At 73.4% G+C, this 17,172-nt stretch carries 9 protein-coding genes; 3 read left to right on the top strand and 6 right to left on the bottom strand.

All coding sequences use genetic code 11. The features are described from left to right. Window positions 1-54 precede the first annotated feature (54 nt). Window positions 55-2,250, bottom strand: a complete 2,196-nt coding sequence (locus ACWC94_RS10620) for an ATP-dependent DNA helicase UvrD2 (protein WP_450796142.1) — start codon at window positions 2,248-2,250, stop codon at window positions 55-57. A 184-nt stretch (window positions 2,251-2,434) separates the two neighbouring features. On the opposite strand from ACWC94_RS10620, the gene ACWC94_RS10615 reads away from it, so the two are divergent. Both ACWC94_RS10615 and ACWC94_RS10610 read left to right on the top strand, forming a co-directional pair. Then, window positions 2,435-2,692 carry a mycoredoxin gene (locus ACWC94_RS10615; protein ID WP_450796141.1) on the top strand — a complete coding sequence of 86 codons (258 nt, stop codon included), beginning with the start codon at window positions 2,435-2,437 and terminating at the stop codon, window positions 2,690-2,692. 106 nt (window positions 2,693-2,798) lie between these two features. Then, complete coding sequence (locus ACWC94_RS10610; protein WP_450796140.1) at window positions 2,799-3,611, top strand: phosphotransferase; 813 nt, start codon at window positions 2,799-2,801, stop codon at window positions 3,609-3,611. A gap of 203 nt (window positions 3,612-3,814) precedes the next feature. Here ACWC94_RS10610 and nudC read toward each other — a convergent pair whose 3' ends face one another. From nudC to ACWC94_RS10585, 5 genes are all read right to left on the bottom strand, one after another. After that, window positions 3,815-4,759 (bottom strand): NAD(+) diphosphatase, encoded by a 945-nt coding sequence (gene nudC, locus ACWC94_RS10605; protein WP_450796139.1) that lies wholly within the window; start codon window positions 4,757-4,759, stop codon window positions 3,815-3,817. Window positions 4,760-4,912: 153 nt separating this feature from the next. Continuing rightward, a complete protein-coding gene (locus tag ACWC94_RS10600) occupies window positions 4,913-6,316 on the bottom strand; it encodes a dipeptidase (RefSeq protein WP_450796138.1) in 1,404 nt (467 codons plus the stop codon). A gap of 10 nt (window positions 6,317-6,326) precedes the next feature. Further along, entirely contained in the window at window positions 6,327-9,977 is a 3,651-nt protein-coding gene (locus ACWC94_RS10595; RefSeq protein ID WP_450796137.1) for a UvrD-helicase domain-containing protein, read from the bottom strand. A 116-nt stretch (window positions 9,978-10,093) separates the two neighbouring features. Next, window positions 10,094-13,456, bottom strand: a complete 3,363-nt coding sequence (locus tag ACWC94_RS10590; protein ID WP_450796136.1) for an ATP-dependent helicase — start codon at window positions 13,454-13,456, stop codon at window positions 10,094-10,096. Window positions 13,457-13,713: 257 nt separating this feature from the next. Next, window positions 13,714-14,100, bottom strand: a complete 387-nt coding sequence (locus tag ACWC94_RS10585) for an MGMT family protein (RefSeq protein WP_450796135.1) — start codon at window positions 14,098-14,100, stop codon at window positions 13,714-13,716. Between the two features lie 186 nt (window positions 14,101-14,286). On the opposite strand from ACWC94_RS10585, the gene ACWC94_RS10580 reads away from it, so the two are divergent. After that, a complete protein-coding gene (locus ACWC94_RS10580) occupies window positions 14,287-17,166 on the top strand; it encodes a lysylphosphatidylglycerol synthase domain-containing protein (RefSeq protein ID WP_450796134.1) in 2,880 nt (959 codons plus the stop codon). The last annotated feature ends 6 nt before the right edge of the window (window positions 17,167-17,172 follow it).

Below are 17,172 nucleotides of genomic sequence, written 5' to 3'. Positions count from 1 at the left end.
GAACCTATGGGGATTGCTGGGGCATGCGCAAACTATTTTTTCGACGAGTTCGCATCAGTCGTCCTCGTCGGCTTCCCCGGCCTCGTCACCTGCGCAGATGGCCAGCACATCGGTTCCGTAGCTGCGCAACTTGCGGCTGAGGACACCGGGGATGCGGGAGAGCTCGGCGGGGCTCTCGGGCCTCGCCTCGGCGATGGCCATCAGGGTGCGGTCGGTGAAGACGCAGAAGTCCGGCTGTCCGCTGCGCTCGGCCTGGACCGCGCGCCACTCCCGCAGCCGTTCGTAGAGCCCTTCGTCCATGTCCGACGGGCAGTCCTCGCAGCGCATCAGCTTCATCTCGCCCGCGTCGGTGAGCGTGCGGCCGCAGACCCGGCAGCGGGCGGGGGTGCGCTGGGCGCGCCGGGGAGCGGCGGCTCCGGCTCGGGTGATCCCGTGCTCGACGCCTCCGCCGGCACCGGTGCCGGCGCGGCCGACGGTGGCGGTGGTGCCGGGACGCAGCCCGTCGAGGAAGCGGCTCGGTCTGCGGCTGGGGCGGCCTCCGGGTGAACGGGACAGGGCCCAGGACACATGGAGCCGTTCCCGCGCGCGGGTGACGCCGACGTAGAGGAGCCGGCGTTCCTCCTCGATCTGTTCGTCGGTCCTGGCGTAGGTGATGGGCAGCATGCCCTCGGCGATGCCGGCCAGGAACACGACATCCCACTCCAGGCCCTTGGCGGCGTGCAGGGAGGCGAGGGTGACGCCCTGGACGGTCGGGGCGTGCTGGGCGTTCGCCCGCTCGTCCAGTTCCGCCACGAAGTCGCCGAGGGTGGCGCCGGGCCTGGCGGCGGCGAGGTCCTGGGCGAGGTTGACCAGGGCGGCGAGGGACTCCCAGCGTTCCCTGGCGGCGCCGGAGCCGGCCGGGGGCTCGGTGGTCCAGCCCTCCCCGGACAGGACGGCACGGACCTGGGAGGGCAGGTCCACGGCGTCGTCCAGCAGGGAGTCGTTGCCGCCGAAGCGTGCCGCGCCGCGCAGGGCGATGCCGGCCTTGCGTACCTCGGGCCGGTCGAAGAAGCGCTCGGCACCGCGCAGCTGGTAGGGGACGCCGGCGTCGGCGAGAGCCTGCTCGTAGGTCTCGGACTGGGCGTTCGTCCGGAACAGGACGGCGATCTCGGCGGCCGGGACACCGGCGTCGATCAGTTCGCGGATGCGGCGGGCGGCGCCTTCGGCCTCGGCGGGCTCGTCGGTGTACTCGGTGTAGACCGGCTCGGGGCCGGGGGTGCGCTGGGAGACCAGTGCCAGCCGGTGGTCGGCGGCGCGGCCGCGGGCCTGGGCGAGCAGGCCGTTGGCGAGATGGACCACCTGGGGGGTGGAGCGGTAGTCGCGGACGAGTTTGACGACGGTGGCGCCGGGGTGCCGGGTGCGGAAGTCGAGGAGGTGGTCGGGCGTTGCTCCCGTGAAGGAGTAGATGGTCTGGCTGGCGTCGCCGACGACGCACAGGTCGTCGCGGTCGCCGAGCCACAGCTCCAGCAGCCGCTGCTGCAGGGGGCTGACGTCCTGGTACTCGTCGACGACGAAGTGCTGGTACTGGGCGCGGACCTGTTCGGCGATGTCGTGCCGGTCCTGGAGGACGGCGACGGTGAGCAGCAGGACGTCCTCGAAGTCGATCACCGCGCGGTCTCGTTTGAGGTCTTCGTAGGCCGCGTAGAGGTGGGCGATCTCTGCGGGGTCGCGCGGGGCCTCGCGGCCGGCCTTCGCAGCCGCGTAGGGGTAGTCGGCGGGGACGGTCTGGGTGACCTTGGACCACTCGATCTCCGCGGTGACGTCCCGCAGCTCGCCCCGGTCGAGCCGGGTGCCGAGGCCGGTGGCGGCCTCGGCGACGAGCTGGATCTTGCGGTCGATCAGCCGGGGCATGCCGCCACCGATCGCTTTCGGCCAGAAGTACTGCAGCTGGCGCAGGGCGGCGGAGTGGAAGGTGCGGGCCTGGACGCCGTGGGCGCCGAGCTGGCGCAGCCGGCCGCGCATCTCTCCGGCGGCGCGGTTGGTGAAGGTGACGGCGAGCACGCTGGAGGGCTGGAGGATGCCGGCCCGCACTCCGTAGGCGATGCGGTGGGTGATCGCCCGTGTCTTGCCCGTGCCCGCTCCGGCGAGGACGCACACCGGGCCGCGCAGGGCGGTGGCCACCGCGCGCTGCTCGGGGTCGAGCCCTTCGAGCACCGCGTCGGCCGAGTCCGGTGTCTGCGGGAAGAGGGTGGAGTGCGTTGCTGCTGTCACACCGCCATGCTGCCAGGTCATGAGGGAATGCCGTGTCGGTTGTCCACAGGCGGGCACCCGTGGTCGTACTAATGCGGCAGGCGTCACAGTCGCCTGTGGATACCCCTGGCGGGAATGACCGACGGCTCGCGTACGTTCCTCCCCCGGACGATTTTTTCCGAGCTGCCTGAGGAGCGCGAGAGACATGCAGGGGACTGTGACGATGTACAGCACGACTTGGTGCGGCTACTGCCGGCGGCTGAAGAGCCAGCTGGACCGGGAGGGCATCGGCTACACCGAGATCAACATCGAGCAGGATCCCGCGTCCGCCGCTTTCGTGGAGAAGGTGAATGGCGGAAACCAGACGGTCCCGACCGTCCAGGTTGTTCCCGCCAACGGTGGCACCGAGGTCGTGATGACGAACCCGAGCCTTGCCCAGGTGAAGCAGGCGCTCGGCGTCTGACCCGCATGACGCACACGACCCCCGACCGGTCTGGCGCCGGATCGGGGGTCTTTGTATGCCGTATGCCCGGCCTGTACGGGGCCGACTCGGCGGTAGCGTGATCGACATGACGACCGAAGACGAGGCGGACGGCGAGGCGCTGGTCGGAGGCATGATGAACACGGGGGCGGTCTTCCGCCGGGGTGGGGTGGTGGAACGCCCAGCACCGCGCCACGCACACGCCCTCCATGCCCACCTCCTGGCGCTGAGAAGGCACGGCTTCGACGCGGCTCCGACTCCCGTGGGCCTCACCGCCGACGGTCGTGAGCAGCTGACCTTCGTTCCTGGCGATGTGGCTCTGCCACCGTTCCCGCCCTGGGTGCTGACGACAACCGCCCTCGGATCGGTGGGGATCCTGCTGCGCCGCCTGCATGAGGCCGGCGCGGCCATCGCGGTCGACACGGACGTCGAGTGGCCCCGGGATCTCGCCGATCCGGAGGGAGGAGCAATGCTCTGCCACAACGACGTGTGCCTGGAGAACGTCGTCTTCCGCGACGGTCGTGCCGCCGCCTTGATTGATTTCGACCTGGCGGCTCCCGGCCGCCCTCTCTGGGACGTCGCCATGGCTGCCCGCTACTGGGTACCCATGCTTGATCCGGTGTCCGCGGCTGCCGTGTATCCCGGCGGATTGGATGCGGCCGCACGGTTGCGGATCCTCGCCGACGGCTACGGCCTCTCGCCGGGGGAGCGCACCGAATTGCCCGGCGTGATCGAGCAGGCCACGGAGGTCTGCCGGGCCTTCGTCGCCCGCCGCGTGGCCGACGGTGATCCCGTCTACCTCCAGGCGCTGGCCGAACGCGGCGGATGGCAGCGCTGGGACCGCATGCAGGGCTGGCTGGCCGCCCACCGCGGGGCGTTCACGGTCGCTCTGCTGGACTGACGTGCTCGGGTGTCCGGCCCCCTCGTACCCACCGAGGGCAACTGCCGGGGACCACTCGCGCGGAACGCCGAGTGTGCGGCTTTCCCGTTCTGGAAAGCCGGGGGTCAAGGCCGTGTCCCCTCCGCGGGTTTCCGCGGTGACCCAGCAGGGCGGCCCCTGACCGGATCAGGGGCCGCCCTGCCGTGTCCCGGACGGGGCCGGTCTCAGACGAAGCTGCGCGTGGGCAGCGGCTTGCCGTACCACATCTCGATCAGGCGGGCCGCGATGGAGATGCCGTAGGGCGGCAGTACCTCGCCGGACTCGAAGGCCTCGTGGAGTTCCTCGCGGGAGAACCAGCGGGCCTCGTGGATCTCGTCGCCGTCGACGTTGATCTCGGTCGAGGTGGCGCGGGCGACGAAGCCGAGCATCAGGCTGGACGGGAACGGCCAGGGCTGGCTGGCCACGTACTCCACGGGTCCGACGGTCACACCGACCTCCTCGGACACCTCGCGGCGCACCGCCTGCTCGATGGACTCGCCGGGTTCGACGAAGCCGGCGAGTGTGGAGAAGCGGCCCTCGGGCCAGTGGACCTGGCGGCCGAGCAGGATGCGGTCCTCCGCGTCGGTCACCGCCATGATCACTGCCGGGTCGGTGCGCGGGTAGTGCTCGGCGCCGCAGGCGGGGCAGCGGCGGATGTGACCGGCGGCGGCGATGACCGTGCGCTCGCCGCAGCGGGAGCAGAAGCGGTGGGTGCGCTGCCAGTTCTCCAGGCCGACCGCGTGCACCATGAGTCCGACGTCGCGCGGCGAGAGCAGCAGGCCCGCCTCGCGCAGCCCGGCGGGGCGCGCGGACTGGTCGATACGGCCGGGCAGCGCGTCCTTCTGGAGCGCGAAGTAGCTGACGCCGTCCTCGTCGCTGCCGAGGAAGTAGCGGTGGGCCTCGGTGAGCGGGGCCTCGAAGGAGGGTGTCATGACGAGTTCGGTCCGGCCGTCCGGTGTCTCGTCGATGAGTACCTGGCCGCCGGAGACCACGAAGCAGCGGGTCGTGGGGTGGCTCCACGCCGCCGCGAGCCAGGCCTCGTCGAGCCGGTGGTGGGCGGCGCGGTCGATGCCGCTCGGGGCGGTCAGCGAGATGGGTCGATCGGCTGTGTCGTCGGTCCAGGTGGTCACGGGTGCTTCCAACTCCCCCAGGGCAGCGGTTCGTTCGGCGGGCGGTTCGGCGGGACGTACGGCGGGAGGACACCGGGCCGGGCGCGGGCGGGGCACGGGGTGGTCCTTCCAGTGTGCCCGGCCTGCGGTGCCCGCCCGTACGGCGCCGGCCGGTCAGGGCGTGGGGCGCCAGTGCTCGGCCAGGTCACCCCAGAGGTAGGCGCTGGTCTCGACGCCCTTGAGGAGGAGGTCCAGCTCGACCTTTTCGTCGGGGGCGTGCCAGCCGTCGGAGGGTACGGAGATGCCCAGGAAGAGCACGGGGGCCGCGAGGACTTCCTGGAGGTCGGCGGCGGGTCCCGAGCCGCCCTCGCGGGTGAAGCGGACCGGCCTCTCGAAGGCGCGGCCCATGGCGCGGGCCACGGACTGCAGCGCGGGGTGGTCGAGCGGGGTCAGGCACGGGCGGGTGGCCGGGCCGAAGCTGATCTCGTGCCGGATGCCGGCGGGCACCTGGGTGGCGGCCCAGGCTCGGACGGCCTTCTCGATGTGGTCGGGGTCCTGGCCCGCGACCAGCCGGAAGGAGAGCTTCACCATGGCGGAGGACGGGATGATGGTCTTGCTGCCGGGGCCCTGGTAGCCGCCGCCGATGCCGTTGACCTCGGCGGTCGGGCGGGCCCAGATGCGTTCGAGGGTGCTGTAGCCGGCCTCGCCGTGGGGGGCGCGGGACTTGGCGGTGTCCAGCCAGCGCTGCTCGTCGAAGGGCAGATCGGCGAACAGGGCGCGCTCGCGGTCGGTCAGCTCGACGATGCCGTCGTAGAAGCCGGGGACGGCCACGCGCGCGTGCTCGTCGTGCAGGGCGGCGACCAGGCGGGCGGCCGCGGTGGCCGGGTTGGGTACGGCGCCGCCGAAGGAGCCGGAGTGGATGTCCTGGTCGGGGCCGTGGAGCCGGATCTCGCACTCGGCGAGGCCGCGCATGCCGGTGCACACGGTGGGGGTGTCCTCGGACCACATGCCGGTGTCGGAGACGATCACCGCGTCGGCGGCGAGCCGTCCCGCGTGTTCTTCGACGAGCGCCCGGAAGTGCGGGGAGCCGGATTCCTCCTCGCCCTCGATCAGCAGCTTCAGGGTGACGGCGGGGGCGGTGCGGCCGGTGGCGGCGAGGTGGGCGCGGACGCCGAGTGTGTGGAAGAACACCTGGCCCTTGTCGTCGGCGGCCCCGCGCGCGTAGAGCCGGTTTCCGCGGACGACCGGCTCGAAGGGGTCGCTGTTCCAGCCGTCCTCGCGGGCGGCGGGCTGGACGTCGTGGTGGCCGTAGACGAGGACGGTGGGAGCGTCGGGGTCGTCCGAGGGCCACTCGGCGAAGACGGCCGGGGCGCCCGCCGTCGGCCAGACCTCGGCGGTCGGGAAGCCGGTCTCCTCGAGCTTGGCGGCGAGCCAGTCGGCGCTGCGCCGTACGTCGGGCGCGTGATCGGGCCGGGCCGACACCGAGGGGATGCGCAGCCATGCGGCGAGGTCGTCGAGGAAGGCGGCGCGGTGCTGCTCGATGTACGTGCGGACGGCGCTGTCCGGGGTCTGGCTCATGCTCACGAGCCTATCGGCCCGCACCGACATCCTCGGCGGGCGGTTCGTCACACTCAGGTCGCCTGGTGTGCCGCTTCGGCGTCTTCGTTCCGGCGCCCGCAGTTCCGGCGCCCGCTGTTCCGGGGTCTTCCGTTCCGGCGTTTTCCGTTCCGGCGTCTTCCGTGAGGAGCCGTTCCAGGGCGGCCCGGTCCGGCAGGTCCCGCGGTCGTACGACCTCGCCGCTGCGGACGTACAGGAAGGCGGCCGTTACGGACTCCGGCGGCACGCCCTGCTGCTCGGCCCAGGCCAGCCGGTACACGGCGAGCTGGAGCGGGTCGGCGCCGCGGGTGCGGCTGGTCTTCCAGTCGACGATCTCGTACGTCGCCTCCTCGCCGTCGCCCAGCTTGTAGATCGCGTCGATGCGGCCCCGTACGACGCGGCCGGCGAGGGTGAGCTGGAAGGGGGCCTCGACCCGGTAGGGGGTGCGCCGGGCGTACTCGCTGCGTTCGAAGGCCTCCTTCAGGGCTTCCAGGTCGTGTTCGTCGGCGATGTCGGCGTCGCTGCCGGGCAGCTCGTCCGGTCCCAGCAGGGGCAGTGTCAGTTCCTCGAAGCGGGCTTCGACCCAGGCGTGGAACCGGATGCCACGGCGCGCGGCCGGTTGCGGGGGGCGCGGCATGGGGCGCGCGAGTTCACGCGCGAGCCCGTCCGGGTCCTCGGCCAGGCGCAGCAGCTGGGTCGCGCTGAGCGTGGCGGGCAGCGGGACGTCGGTGACGGCCTGCCGGGCCCGCAGCAGCTCTCCGGACAGCGCGTCGAGGTCACGGTCCCAGGAGGCGATGGTGCGGGCCTCCTCGGGGGTGAGGGAGGTGTCGGGCGCGGCGTGGGGGGTGCGCGCGGCGTGTGCGCCGGGTGCGGGCGACTGGTGGGGGACGGTCGGCCGCTCGGCGCTCCAGGAGTCCCATCCACCGGGATCCCGCGCACCGGGGCCGCCGCTGTGGGGGAGCTCGTCCCCGTACGGGTCCTCGTCGTAGGGGTCCTGCGCGGCGTAGGGCTCGCCCTCGTACGGTTCCTCGCTGTACGGGTCTTGGCCGTATGCGTCCTCTTCGTCCGGCGGTGCGGGCCAGTCCGGGTCGTCGAGGGCGGTGGGGTCGTGCGCGGCCGGCGGGTGGCCGGGATCCCCGGCGGCGAGGGCTTCGAGGTGGGCGAGGACGGTGTCGGCGGCCGCGCGGCGGCGGGCCAGGGCCGCGGCGTCCAGCGGGAGCGGCCACACCTGGTCGGCACCGGCCGTGTGCAGGGCGGGGTTCTCCTCGTCCTCGGCGGGCTCCTCGGCCCACGCCTCGATCTCGCCGTACCCGGCGGCGCAGTGGTCGTGGAGGGCCTGGAGGAAGTCGGAGGGGCCCCGCGGCTTCTTCTGGCTGGGTCCCCACCAGTGGCCGGAGCCGAGCAGCAGGGACCGGGGGCGGGTGAAGGTGACGTAGCCGAGGCGGAGCTCCTCGGTGTGCTGGTGGTCCTTCATGGCCTCGTGGAAGGCCTTCATGCCGCGCGCGTCCCAGCCGTCGACGTCGGGCAGGGTGTCCGTGTCGCCGCGCAGGGCGTGGGGCACCACCTTGGCCTGCGCCGTCCACTTCTCGCGACCCTGCGCGCTGGGGAACTGGCCCTTGACCAGTCCGGGAACGGCGACGACGTCCCACTCCAGGCCCTTGGACTTGTGGGCGGTGAGGACCTTGACGGTGTTCTCGCCGCCGGGCAGGGCGTTGTCGAGGCCCTTCTCGTACTGCGCGGCGGTGCGCAGGAAGCCGAGGAAGGCGAGCAGGGTGGCGTCGGCGTCGCTCGCCGCGAAGGATGCGGCGATGTCCAGGAAATTGGACAGGGTCTCGCGGCGGCGGGCGGCCAGGGCGTGCGGGGACGCCGACAGCTCCACCTCCAGGCCGGTGACGGCGAGGACGCGGTGCAGGACGTCCATCAGCGGGTCGGACAGCGAACGGCGCAGGTCGCGCAGCTCGGCGGCCAGCCGGGCGAAGCGCACGCGCGCGTCCGGCGAGAACGGCAGCCCGTCGTCGTCCCCCTCGCTGTCCATGGGGGCTTCGAGGAAGGTGTCGAGGGCGTCCGCGAGCGATATCACCTCGGCCGGGTCGACGCCTTCGACGGCCGCGGCGAGCCGGTGGTCCGGGTCGTCGGTGTCGTCCCCGCGCGCGTGGGCGACCAGCAGGCGGGCGCGGCGGCCCAGGAGGGCGAGGTCGCGGGGGCCGATACGCCAGCGCGGGCCCGTCAGCAGGCGCACCAGGGAGGCGTTGGCGCCGGGGTCCTGCAGGACCTCGCAGACGGCGACGAGGTCGGCGACCTCCGGCAGGTGCAGCAGCCCGGACAGGCCGACGACCTCGACGGGGATGTCACGGGTCACGAGGGCGCCCTGGATCTCGGCGAAGTCGGTCGCCGTGCGGCACAGGACGGCGATCTCGCCGGGGGCCGTGCCGGTGCGCACGAGATGGGCGATCGAGTCGGCGATCCAGTCGATCTCCTCGGCGTGGGTGCGCAGCAGGGCGCAGCGGACCGTGCCGTCGTGCTCGGCGCCGGAAGCCGGGCGGAGGGCCTCGACGCCGGCGTGCATGGCGCGCAGCGGCTCGGCGAGGCCGTTGGCGAGGTCGAGGAGGCGGCCGCCGCTGCGGCGGTTCTCGCTGAGCGCCTGCCGGGTGGCGGGCCGGCCGTCGGGGTGCGCGAAGTGCGCCGGGAAGTCGTCCAGGTTGGCGACGGACGCGCCGCGCCAGCCGTAGATCGCCTGGCAGGGGTCGCCGACCGCGGTCACCGGATGGCCCGTACCACCGCCGAACAGGCCCGCCAGCAGGACGCGCTGGGCCACCGAGGTGTCCTGGTACTCGTCCAGGAGCACCACGCGGAACTCCTCGCGCAGCAGCCGGCCCACCTCGGGGACGTGGGCGAGGCGGGCGGACAGGGCGATCTGGTCGCCGAAGTCGAGCAGGTCGCGCTCGCGTTTGGCGGCCCGGTAGCGCCGGACGAGATCGGTCAGTTCCCGGCGGGCCGCGGCCGTCTCGGGGACCTTGCGCAGATCGGCGTTGGTGAGCTTGGCGCCTTCCAGGGTGCGCAGCAGATCGGTGTCCCAGGCGCGCAGTTCCTCGGGCTCGACGAGGTGTTCGGCGAGTTCGGAGTCGAGGGCGAGCAGGTCGCTGACGAGGTCGGCGAAGGAGCGGGTCAGCGCCGGGTAGGGGCCGGGGGCCTCGCGCAGCACGCGCGCGGCGAGCTGGTAGCGGGTGGCGTCGGCGAGCAGCCGGGAGGTGGGTTCCAGGCCGAGGCGCAGGCCGTGGTCGGTGAGGAGGCGGCCGGCGAAGGAGTGGTACGTCGAGATCACCGGTTCGCCGGGCGGGTTGTCCGGGTCGATGACGTCAGGGTCGGTCACGCCGGCTTTGATCAGTGCCTTGCGGACGCGTTCGGCCAGCTCACCGGCAGCCTTGTTGGTGAAGGTCAGGCCGAGGACCTGTTCGGGGGCGACCTGGCCGGTGCCGACCAGCCAGACCACGCGGGCGGCCATCACGGTGGTCTTGCCCGACCCGGCTCCGGCCACGATCACCTGCGGGGCGGGCGGCGCGGTGATGCAGGCCGTCTGCTCCGGGGTGAACGGGATACCGAGGAGCTCTTTGAGCTGCTCGGGGTCGGTGATACGGGCGGGCATGTCGAAAGAGGCTAGCGGCGAGGACTGACAACCGAGGACACAGTGACCTTCCCGGACAGAAGAACCGCAGGTCAGCGCGGGTGGTGCTGTGCGTCACCACGACATCTCGCGGTTGCTCACTCGACCACGTGCCGCCCCTCGGGCCGGGCGCTGCACGAGGCGCGGAACGCGCAGTGGGTGCAGTGCTGGCCGGTGTTCGGCGCGAACCGCTCGTCGAGGACCTTGCCGGCGGCGGTGGCCAGCAGCTCACCGACCCACTGCCCCGACAGCGGCTCCTGGGGCTGCACCCTGGGCAGGCTGTCGCCTCCGTCACGCTTGGCGGCCCCCTGCCTGAGGTGTACCAGTTCCGCGCCGCCGGGTTCGGGACGTACGCCGTCGAAGGCGTCGTCGACGGCGCCTTCGCGGACGGCGAGCTGGTAGACGGCGAGCTGGGGGTGGCGGGCCACCTCGGCGGCGCTGGGCGCCTGTTTGCCGGTCTTGAAGTCGACCACGTAGGCGCGGCCCTCGCCGTCGGTCTCCACGCGGTCCATCTGGCCACGGATGCGGACCTGGTAGTCGCCCGCTTCGAGGGTGACGTCGAAGTCCTGCTCGCTCGCCACCGGGGTGCGCCCGGCGCGGGCCAGCACATGCCAGTTCAGGAAGCGTTCGAGCGCCACGCGCGCGTTGTCCTTCTCCTGCTGGGACTTCCAGGGCGCGTCGAAGGCGAGAGCGTTCCAGACCGTGTCGAGGCGTTCCATCAGGACGTCGAGGTCGGCCGGGGTGCGGCCGGAGGCGACCTCGTCGGCGAGGACGTGGACGACGTTGCCGAAGCCCTGTGCGGCGGTGGCCGGGGCGTCGGCCTTCACCTCGCGGCCCAGGAACCACTGGAGCGCACAGGTGTGGGCGAGCTGGTCGAGGGCGCTGCCGGAGAGGACGACCGGCTGGTCGCGGTGGCGTAGCGGCACCTTGCTCTCGGTCGGGTCGTACATGCCCCACCAGCGGTAGGGGTGCGCGGACGGCACCAGCGGGCGGCCGTCCTCGTCGGCGAGGGCGGCGAGCCGGGCCAGGCGGCGGGCGGCGGCCCGGCGCAGGGCGGCGGACGCGCGCGGGTCGACCGTGGTGGCGCGCAGCTCGGCGACGAGCGCGGCCACGGACAGCGGGCGCCGGGGGCGGCCGGTGACGTCGCGGGGTTCCACGCCGAGTTCGGTCAGGAAGCGGGACGGCTGGTCGCCGTCGTCGGCCGGTGCCTTCACCGCGGTCACGACGAGGCGTTCGCACGCGCGCGTGGCGGCGACGTAGAACAGCTGGCGCTCCTCGGCGAGCAGCGCGCCCGGAGTGAGCGGTTCGGCGAGTCCGTCCCGGCCGATGCGGTCGGCCTCCAGGAGGGAGCCACGGCGGCGCAGGTCGGGCCACAGGCCCTCCTGGACGCCGGCGACGACGACCAGCCGCCACTGAAGGCCCTTGGAGCGGTGCGCGGTCATCAGGCGGACGGCGTCCGGGCGCACCGCGCGGCGCGTGAGCGTGTCGGCGGCGATGTCCTCGGCCTCGATCTCCTCCAGGAAGTTCAGCGCGCCGCGCCCCCCGGTGCGCTCCTCCGCGCGCGCGGCGGTGGCGAACAACGCGCACACGGCGTCCAGGTCCCGGTCGGCGTTGCGGCCGGCCGCGCCGCCGCGCCGGGCGGCCCGCTCCAGGCGCGCGGGCCAGGGCGTGCCCTCCCACAGGTCCCACAGCGCCTCCTCGGCCGTACCGCCGCCTGCCAGCCGTTCGCGGGCCTTGCGGAGCAGCGCGCCGAGGCGCTGCGCCCCGCGCGCGTACGCCGGGTCGTGCACGGCCAGGCGCTCGGGTTCGGCGAGCGCCCGTGCGAGCAGGACGTCGGAGGGGGGCGGCAGCGGGTTGCCGGCCGCCCGCTCCTCGTCGCGCAGGGCCCGTCCGAGGCGGCGCAGGTCGGCGGGATCCATGCCGGCGAGGGGTGAGGCGAGCAGGGTGAGCGCGGTCTCGGTGCCGAGCCAGGAGGCCGTGTCCGGGGCGGGCTCGGCGGCGTCCCCAGGAGCAGCGTCCTCGGCGGAGGGCTCGTCCCGCGCGGCGCTGTTCCCCTCGTGCCGTCGCGCCTCCGCCCCGGCCACGGCGCGCAGGGCCGTCAGCAGGGGGGTCACCGCCGGCTCGTGGCGCAGGGGCAGGTCGTCGCCGTCGATGTCCAGCGGGACGCCGGCCGCGGTGAGGGCGCGGCGCAGGGTCGGCAGGGTGCGGGAGCCGGCCCGGACCAGGACGGCCATGTCGCTCCAGGCGACGCCGTCCTCCAGGTGCGCGCGGCGCAGGATGTCCGCGATGTTGTCCAGTTCCGTCCCGGACGTCGGGTACGTGTAGACCTCGACGCGGCCGCCGTCCCGTACGGCGACGGGCTCGCGGTGGGCGCGGACCTTCTCGGCGGGCAGCCGGGGCAGCGGCATGCGCCGGGTGATCAGACGGGTGGCGGCCAGCAGGGCGCCACCGGAGCGGCGGGAGGTGCGCAGCACCTCGACGGGGGCGGGGCGGCCGTCCACGCGCGGGAAGGCCGCCGGGAAGTCGAGGATGCCGTTGACGTCGGCACCTCGGAAGGCGTAGATCGACTGGTCGGGGTCGCCGAGGGCGACCAGGGTGCGTCCGCCGCCGGCCAGCGCGTGCAGCAGCCGGACCTGGGCGGGGTCGGTGTCCTGGTACTCGTCGACGTACACGGCGTCGTACCGGGCGGCGAGCCGGGCGGCGGTCTCGGGGCGGCCGGCGAGCAGGACCGCGCGGTGGACCAGTTCCGCATAGTCGATCACGCCCTGCATGTCGAGGACGTCGAGGTACTCGGCGAGGAACCCGGCTGCGGCGCGCCAGTCCGGGCGCCCGATACGGCGGGCGAAGGCGTCCAGCGCGTCCGGGCCGAGGCCCAGCTCGCGGCTGCGGGCGAGGACCGCGCGGACCTCGTCGGCGAAGCCGCGCGTGGTCAGGCAGGCGCGCAGTTCGTCGGGCCAGCGGACAGAGGTGAGCCCGAGCCGTTCGAGCTCCGGCTGGCCGGCGAGCAGCTCGCGGACGGTGACGTCCTGCTCGGGGCCGGAGAGCAGGCGCAGCGGCTCGGCGAACAGGCCGCTGTCCTGGTGGGCGCGCACCAGGGCGTAGCAGTACGAGTGGAATGTGGTCGCACGGGGCGCGCGGGCGGCGCCGATGCGCAGGGCCATGCGGTCGCGCAGATCGACGGCGGCCTTGCGGCTGAACGTCAGCACCAGGATGCGCTCGGGGTCGGCGCCCCGGGCGATCCGCGCGGCGACCGACTCGACGAGAGTGGTGGTCTTGCCGGTGCCGGGTCCGGCGAGGACCAGCAGGGGGCCGCTGCGGTGGTCAACCACGGCGCGCTGTGCCGCGTCCAGTCGAGGGGGGTCCATGGCGGCCGGCGGGGTTCGGACCAGTCGGTAGGCGCCCCGGCCCCCCGGCCGCACCTGGAGGTGCGGCGGACGCCTTGTGGTGGAGGAGGAGCTCACGTGATCGTCCGGTCCTGGTGGTTGTGCTGGTGGTCGGGCGGTCACGCGTGCGAGGCGGTGGCCGCGGGGTGAGGGGGACGCGCGCAGCCGACGCTACGCCGCCGCCGTGGACGGAAGCAGGGCTTCGGCTTCTTCCCTCACGGCGCCGGAGTCACGTGCGTCCCTCACCTCACGAACGTACGTCATGCCACGGGCGTCCCCCATGTCACCCGAACGGGCCAAGGGTGCTCCCCGGAGGCATCGGATGGCGGAAGCTGTCAGATGTGACCCCCCGTGCCCGCCCCGCCGTCCCAACGGGCCCGCCGCATGTCGAGTCGCGGCAGATGGCCCTCGGCGCTCCTGGCCGCCTCCTTCAGCGGTGTGCCCTCCGCGCGGTAGTGGGCGAGCGCGCGCAGTTCGTGGCCGGGCAGCAGCAGCCCGTCGGCCCGGACGACCCGCCACCACGGCACGGCGCCCCCGTAGCGGGACATCACCCGGCCGACCTGGCGCGGGCCCCCTTCCTCGAGCCACTCGGCGACATCGCCGTACGTCATGACCCGGCCCGGCGGAATCCGCTCGGCGGTCTCGAGGACCCGCTCGGCGTAGTCCGGCAGGGCGTCCGCGTACTCCCCCGGGGTGTCCTCGGCAGGGCTCTGCTCGCTCATTCGTCCCATCCTGCCGCACCCCGCCGACATCGCGGGGCGGACCGCGAGGAGCGGCCCTCTCGCCCCAGGACGCCGCTTCCGGCAGACTGTGCGCCCACGCATCCGCACCCTGATGCCCGCGTGTGTCGGTGGGGCATGCCACCATCGTGCGGGCGGTGACTGGTGATACGAGACCAAGAAGAGACCATGAAGCAGCAGGGCGTGCATCCCGAGGGCGGAGCGGGCACCCCTGACGCCGGCGCACGCCCCGGTACCGGTCCGCGTCGGCAGGAGGGCGGCGAAGACGCCGGTTCGCGCAGGGACGACGCCGCCGTGAACACCGGTCCGCCCGAGGACGACGGCGCGCACGCGCGCGAGGACGACCACCGCACGCACGACCGCGGCGACACCGAGGGGGCGCACGTCCCGGAGAACACGCCCCCCGGCCGCGGTCCGGGCGCGGACGACGATCCGCACGCCGAGGCCGTGGAGGGCGACGAACCGCTGCTCCCCGCGCGCGTGCACCGCCCCTCCGACCTGATGCGGCTCCTGGTGGGCCTGCTCGCCATCGTGGTGCTGCTCGCGATCGCCGCGTTCGCGCACGGCACCACCTCGGGTCTCGAACAGGACATCAACAAGGGCACCGGGCAGGCCCCCGACCTGCTCATCAGGTTCGCGGGTCTGGCGTCCAGCATCGCGATCCTGCTGGTACCGGTCGCTTTCGCGATCGAACGGCTGATCAAACGCGACGGGCTGCGCATCGCCGACGGCGTCCTCGCGGCCGTCCTCGCCCACGGGGTGACCCTCGCGACCGACCTGTGGGTCGCCCGGGCCGCCCCGGACTCGATCCAGGAGGCGCTCACCCAGCCCTCGCCGGGCGACATCCACGCCCTGACCGACCCGGTGCACGGCTATCTGGCCCCCGTCATCGCCTATATGACGGCCGTCGGCATGTCCCGCAGACCCAGATGGCGCGCGGTGCTGTGGATCGTGCTGCTGCTCGACGCGTTCTCGATGCTGGTCACCGGCTACACGACCCCGTTCTCGATCATCCTGACCGTGCTGATCGGCTGGACCATCGCCTACGGCACCCTGTACGCGGTCGGCTCCCCCAACGTCCGCCCCACCGGGCAGACCCTGATGGCGGGCCTGCGGCACGTCGGCTTCCACCCCGTCAGCGCGGCCCGCGAGGAGGCCGTGGAGACGGAGAACGGCGACCGCGGCCGGCGCTACTTCGTCACCCTGGAGGACGGACCGCCGCTGGACGTCACGGTCGTCGACCGCGAGCAGCAGGCCCAGGGCTTCTTCTACCGGGCGTGGCGCAATCTCACCCTGCGTGGTTTCGCCACCCGCTCCAGCCTGCAGTCGCTGCGCCAGGCACTGGAGCAGGAGGCGCTGCTGGCCTACGCGGCGATCGCGGCCGGCGCCCGCGCGCCCAAGCTCATCGCCACCTCCGAACTCGGCCCCGACGCCGTCATGCTCGTCTACGAGCACACCGGCGGGCGCACGCTGGACTCGCTGGCCGACGCGGAGATCACCGACGAGCTGCTGCGCAACACCTGGCACCAGGTGCAGGCGCTGCAGTCGCGGCGTATCGCACACCGCAGACTCGCGGGTGACGCGATACTGGTGGATCGTTCCGGCAGGGTGATCCTGACCGAGCTGCGCGGCGGCGAGATCGCGGCCGGTGAGCTGCTGCTGCGCATGGACGTGGCGCAACTGGTCACGACCCTCGGGCTGCGGGTCGGTGCCGAGCGGGCGGTGGCCTCGGCGGTCGGGGTGCTCGGACCCGACGCGGTCGCCGACTGCCTGCCGATGCTGCAGCCGATCGCGCTGACGCGCTCCACGCGCGCGACGCTGCGCCGGCTGGGCCGCGAACGCGCCGAGCGCGAGCGGGAAGCGGTCCTGGAGGCGTCCCGGCAGGCCAAGCAGGCCCGCCTGGAGGACGCGACCGAGACGGGCCGGGACGCCCGGGAAGGGCCGGACAAGAAGCCGGGAAAGCCCGCCAAGAAGGCGGTCCGCGCCGAGCAGCGCGCGGAGCGGCGGGCCATCGACGAAGCCCTCGAAGAGGCCCGCGAGGAGGATCTGCTCACCCAGATCCGGCACGAGGTGCTGCGGATCAGACCGCAGGCCCCCGTGGAGCCGGCCCGGCTGGAGCGCGTGCGGCCGCGCACGCTCATCAGCTTCATCGCGGGTGCGATCGGCGCGTACTACCTGCTGACCCAGCTCACCCACATCGAGTTCGGCACGCTGTTCGCGCAGGCCCAGTGGGGCTGGGTGCTCGCCGCGGTGCTGTTCTCGGCGCTCAGCTACGTCGCCGCGGCGATGGCCCTGCTGGGCTTCGTGCCCGAGCGGGTGCCGTTCCTGAGAACGGCGGCGGCACAGGTCGCCGGGTCCTTCGTGAAGATCGTGGCGCCGGCCGCGGTCGGCGGTGTCGCCCTGAACACACGCTTCCTGCAGCGCGCCGGCGTGCGCGCGGGGCTCGCGGTGGCGAGCGTCGGCGCGTCGCAGCTGTTCGGGCTCGGCTGCCACATCCTGATGCTGCTGTCCTTCGGCTATCTGACCGGCACCGAGAAGACCCCGTCGCTGTCGCCGTCCCGGACGGTCATCGCGGGTCTGCTGACCGTGGCGGTGCTGGTGCTCGTGGTGACGTCGGTGCCGTTCCTGCGGAAGTTCGTCGTCACGCGCGTGCGGTCGCTGTTCGCCGGTGTCGTACCGCGGATGCTCGACGTGCTGCAGCGGCCGCAGAAGCTCGTCACCGGCATCGGCGGCATGCTCCTGCTGACGGCCTGTTTCGTGATGTGCCTGGACGCCTCCGTGCGGGCGTTCGGCGACGGCTCGGCCTCGCTGAGCATCGCCAGCGTCGCCGTCGTCTTCCTCGCCGGCAACGCGCTGGGGTCCGCGGCGCCCACCCCGGGCGGCGTGGGCGCCGTGGAGGCGAGCCTCACGCTCGGCCTGATCGCCTTCGGACTGCCCAAGGAGGTCGCCGCTCCGGCCGTGCTGCTGTACCGCCTGCTGACGCTGTGGCTGCCGGTCCTGCCGGGCTGGCTGGCCTTCAACCACCTCACCCGCAAGGGAGCCCTGTAGACGGAC

Source organism: Streptomyces sp. NPDC001135 (assembly GCF_053598395.1).
This window is presented reverse-complemented; position numbering and strand designations above follow the sequence as displayed.